At 34.4% G+C, this 5186-nt stretch carries 4 protein-coding genes; 1 reads left to right on the plus strand and 3 read right to left on the minus strand.

From position 1 onward, the window contains the following. The first annotated feature begins 131 nt into the window (after nucleotides 1–131). Nucleotides 132–305: a hypothetical protein gene (locus tag DN394_RS29175; protein WP_001142749.1), complete on the plus strand. Its 174-nt coding sequence runs from the start codon at nucleotides 132–134 to the stop codon at nucleotides 303–305. A 123-nt stretch (nucleotides 306–428) separates the two neighbouring features. Here DN394_RS29175 and DN394_RS28490 read toward each other — a convergent pair whose 3' ends face one another. From DN394_RS28490 to DN394_RS28500, 3 genes are read right to left on the minus strand one after another with little or no spacing between them, the layout of a single operon-like run. Beyond that, a complete protein-coding gene (locus tag DN394_RS28490; protein ID WP_149294458.1) occupies nucleotides 429–3518 on the minus strand; it encodes an AAA family ATPase in 3090 nt (1029 codons plus the stop codon). Beyond that, complete coding sequence (locus DN394_RS28495) at nucleotides 3515–4672, minus strand: exonuclease SbcCD subunit D (protein WP_098085394.1); 1158 nt, start codon at nucleotides 4670–4672, stop codon at nucleotides 3515–3517. The genes DN394_RS28490 and DN394_RS28495 overlap by 4 nt, the downstream gene beginning before the upstream one ends. 15 nt (nucleotides 4673–4687) lie before the next feature. Beyond that, entirely contained in the window at nucleotides 4688–4927 is a 240-nt protein-coding gene (locus DN394_RS28500) for a DUF2584 family protein (protein ID WP_149294459.1), read from the minus strand. Nucleotides 4928–5186 lie beyond the last annotated feature (259 nt).

A 5186-nucleotide genomic window follows, 5' to 3' on the forward strand; every position in this document is an offset into this window, starting at 1 on the left:
TATAATGAAGATTTTTCAAACAATTCACATCTAACTATATACTTCCTCATAACACTATCCAGTGATTTTAACATATTTTAGGCGTTTGTATATACTATCTACAAAATAAATGTTGTTTAGGGGGATTTCAAATGCCAACAATGTTACAAGAAGAAGTTGAAGAAGCTCGTGAAACATATGTCAGTCGGATCATATTAGTCAGTGGATCAGCTTTATTTTTAGTAGGTGGTGTTATATCCGCAATTTCAGCTTTTAAAGCTTATAATCGTTTGGAAAATACTCCGCCTTCTCCAGATAACTCGTAGGTGCATTGTCTAATTCTGAATAACAAACAAATGCCACCTCTATAAAGAGGCGGCATTTGTTTTATCATAATTTTTATACTAGAAACTCGCAAACAATGCTTTAAGTATGAATTACAATTGAACTTACTTCACCACAAACCGAGTCTGACTACACCCATCCTTCTGCTTCGTTACTTCTAATACAGCTGGCATTGCGTTTTTCAGCTCTTGAACGTGTGAGATGACACCGATAAATCGGCCTGATTTTTGTAAGTCAATTAAGGCGTCTACTGCTTTTGTTAATGACTCCTCATCTAATGAACCAAAGCCTTCGTCGATAAACATCGTTTCGATGGAAATACCGCCTTCATATGCTTGAATGACGTCTGCCATTCCGAGCGCTAAGCAAAGCGATGCATTAAATTTCTCGCCGCCAGATAATGTTTTTACATCGCGTGTTTGACCAGTATATGCGTCGTATACATCTAATCCTAATCCACTTTGACGATTTCTTTTTTCAACTCGTTCACTTCGTTTTAAATAAAATTGTCCATTTGATAATTTACGTAATCGTTCGTTTGCAATTTGAACAATTTGTTCTAAATACTCAATTAAGATGTAGCGTTCAAATGATATACGGCTTTCGTTATCACCTTTCATTACTTCATATAAATCAACAAGTTCTTGGAAAGCTTTTTCTTCCTCATGAATTTGCTCATCAATACGTCTAATATTTTCATGTAAATCAAAAATATATGTTACTGCATTTTGCGCACGTTGACGCTTTTCTTTAATGATATCAAGATTTATTTCTAAATCTTTTATATGTTCACCTAACGCTGTAATATCCATATACTCTTTATCTTTTAATTCAGCATGTAACTCTTCAATTTGTTTTGCAAGTACTTCAAGAGATGAATAATAGCTTTGAATTTCTTTTTGTAACATATCCATCTCGGTATCACTTAATTTGGCCTCTTTATACGTAATTTGATCTGTAAATCCGCTCTGTTCAAGCTCTTTCATAAAGCGCGCGAAAGTCTCTTCTTTCTTCAATTTTGCACTTTCAAATTGATTTGAAGCACCTTCTTGTTCTGCTTGAATACGTATATTTTCATTTTGCCAATGTTGATACGCTTCCTGCACTTTCCTCCATTCGTCTTCCATTAATTTGAGTTCATGCATAGCTTGGTCAAACTGAACTTTCCAAGCCTGTACTGTTTGTAAGCTTTCAGGAATATTTTTCTTATCATGTTCATATGACGTACGAAGCTGCATACACTCCATTTCTGTTCGGTGCTGCTCTGTTTCTACCTCACGCTTTTGTTTCTGAAGTGCATCTACTTTTTCTTCTACACTTTTTATATTCACAGCTGTTTGCTTACGCGTTTCTTCGCTTGCTTTTAACGTATTTACTTCAGTTGCTAATTGTTTTCCTTTTTGAACAAGTGCACTGTATGTTTCAACTAATTCCTCTGAACGATAGCCTCGCTTCTTAACCTCTTCTATTACCTGTTCATATTGTAGGTGATAGAAATTCCATTTCTCCTCTAGTTGAACATGTAATTTTTCAGCAATATTCTTCTTGTCTCTTAAATCATTTAACTCTTTTTCATCGATCGCATCACTTTGCTCTGTAGCTTTTTTCGGATGGTTCGTACTACCACATACTGGACAAGATTCGCCATCATGTAAATGAAGAGCTAATATTCCAGCTTGTTCACTTAACCAGCGACGTTCCATATTTTCATATGCGTTAACTGCCAATTGCATCTTATTATATGCCGCTTCTTTTTCTTTCCCGTACTTTTGTTTTTCTTGCCAAACATCATATGCTTGCTTTAAAACTTTTGCATCTTCTCGCATATTCGTTAGTTCTTCTACTTTAGCTACATATTGCTCAAGTGCTCGTTCTAATTGCTGTAATTCACCAGACATTAGCTGTTTTTGATTTGTATGCTCCTCTAATTGTCGATCTAAGTTTTGCATACTTCCCTTTAATTTCCCTATTTGAGTTTCTGCATTTTGTAAATTCAACTGTTTTTCAGCTAATGATGCAATAATCGGTTGTAACTCTTCTAATCTTTGAACTAGTTTTTTTGCATTTTCTCTCTCAGGTTCTTTATTCTTTACTGCTTCATATTTCCCCTGAGCAAGTTCAAAATTACTCATTATATTTTCTTTTTTGGCGATAATTTGTTTTAACAAACTTTCAGCTTTCTGCTCATTTTGCATCGCTTCTTCGTACCATTGTTCAAATGGTAATAAGCGCTTCGCTTCTTCCGCATGTTTAAAAGATGTTTCTTTCCTTTCAATCACTGTACGGTTTTCTTGTAAAGTGTTATATTTCTCATTCTTTTGTTGTAAATCTATAAATTTCTCATTTATGGATTTCGCTGCATGAAAACGTGTTTCAGCATCCTTTAATTGCTTCGTTTGAACATCTTGTTCTACTTGTAATTGCTCAACCTCTACCTTATACGCCGCTGTTTCTTGTTCTAACGCTTCTACTACTTGATGCGTGTTTACATGTTCTTGTTCCACTAATGTCTCTAATAATGCTCCATCGCGGATTGGTAATTTAAAAACATTACGGAAGTATAGCTCTCGCTCTTTCTGTTTTTCTTGTAAAACGTCTTTCCATTGTTTTCGTTTTTGATCAAGTAACTCACGCATTAACTTATAACGATCCGTTTTAAAAATACGACGTAAAATTTCTTCTTTGTTTTCTGTCTCAGATGTTAATAGTTTTCGGAATTCCCCCTGTGGCAACATAACAATTTGGCTAAATTGATGTTTACTTAAACCGATTAAATCTTCCACTTTTTTATTTACATCCGTTACATGGAAACGATCAACAGCTGGAACCTTCTCTTCATCAATCACTTCATATAGTTCTACTGCATGTCCCGTAATCGTCTTGTTCCCTTGTTTTTTATGTCCAAGTTGTCGTTTTATTTCATAACGTTTCCCTTTTAACTGAAAGGTTAGTTCTACACTTGTATACATATTATCATCAGCAAATTGGCTGCGAAGCATGCTCGTATCACTACGTTCTTCTCCACTTGCCTCACCATATAACACATAACAAATTGCATCAAAAATCGTTGTCTTTCCAGCTCCTGTATTCCCAGAAATGGCGAAAATGCGATGATCTCCAAGATCGTTAAAATCGATTACTTCTTCCTGTTTATATGGCCCAAATGCTGTCATAATTAGCTGAATCGGTCTCATCCTCGTTCACCTTCCCGTTCTTGCACTGTTTGTAGTACTTCTACAAATAGACGTTCTTTCTCTTTTGATAAATCTAAGCCTTTCATTTCTTTATAAAAAGCCTTTAAAAGAGATAAATCATCCGTTTTATGTCTTGAAACAGTTACTTCATTTGACTCTGTGAACTCTCGTCTTTGAATAGATCTTTCAACATGCATTGCATTTGGATATACAGAGCGTATTTTTTCCATTGGCTGCAAGACAGGATTTTCATCTAATAATTTTACAAACACGTAATCTTCACTTACTGGATGTTGTAATAATTCATCTATTTTCGCTTCTACTGTTCGCATTTTACGACGTGGTACAAGTAACCTTTTTTCAATTGTTGCTTCACCTGTTTCGTTCAGTTCCACAATATAATATCCTTTTTTATGTTTTTCTTCAGAAATAGAATATGCAAGTGGAGAACCTGAATATCGAATTGTCTCATTACGTACGAAATGCGCTTGATGTAAATGTCCAAGCGCTGTGTAATGAAACTTATCAAAATAATGACTATTTACGTATTCAGCACCACCAATTGAAAGTGGTCGTTCTGCATCACTTGTATTCTCCTCCGCTTCTCCCGCAGAAGTTACAAATGCATGACCAACAAATACGTGTCTAGCTTCTTTATCCATCGTTTCAGAAAGCTCATTCATAAAAATACGCATCGCATCATCATGAGAACGTACATCTTCGTTTTTCAAAACATGTCTAACTATGCTTGGATCCGCATATGGAATGAGATGGAAGTGAACCTCGCCATATTCATCATTTAATATAATTGGCTCATATGGAAATTGAAATTGTCCCACAATAAATAATCCTTGTTTCTTCATTAAACTACTTCCAAAATGAATACGATCTGGACTATCATGGTTTCCTGCAACCGCAATAACTGGTGTTTGTAAATCAATCACTATTTTTTGTAAAACATCATTTAATAAGTCTACTGCTTCTGTTGGTGGAATTGCTCGGTCGTATAAATCGCCTGCAATAATTACGGCATCTGGTTTTTCTTCTTCAACAGCTTGTACAAACTGATCTAATACAATCTTTTGATCTTCAGTCATATACACGCCATGAACGAGCTTTCCTAAATGCCAATCCGCTGTATGAAATAACTTCATATTGTCCTGCTCCTTTTAATTTACTGATTTTAGTGATACGAGTTGATAGTTTATTGTAGTTTTTCCGTTCTCCCACTCTAACTTTTGTATCATTGCACTACCAATTCTTTCTTCATTTGATTTATATAAAGGTAATATTTCTTGAACTGTAAATAAGTGATAACCATCCAATGTTAATTGAAATATGTTTTCTTCTATATGTAATCTTACTTCTTTTTCATTTGAAATAATTTTTGTGTGCACCTCAAATTTCATGACAGATACAACCCCTTTTTCTAATTTCCACATTATTAATAGTATATTGGCTATGCAAGATTGACAAGTAAATACACGGCAAAGTACACACTTTTCTACCGCTATATGTTTTTTATTTTTACATATAATACGGTATGTGAAATTTTATTTATTGTAAAAATAAAAATGTCTAATGTGACATCTTTATTTTTTATAAAACTGTAATGAAAACGATCGCTACAAAAAATGAAAATACTGCAATAATGTACCCATCCTTATT

The organism is Bacillus sp. BB081, assembly GCF_008368895.1.
GTDB lineage: Bacteria > Bacillota > Bacilli > Bacillales > Bacillaceae_G > Bacillus_A > Bacillus_A wiedmannii.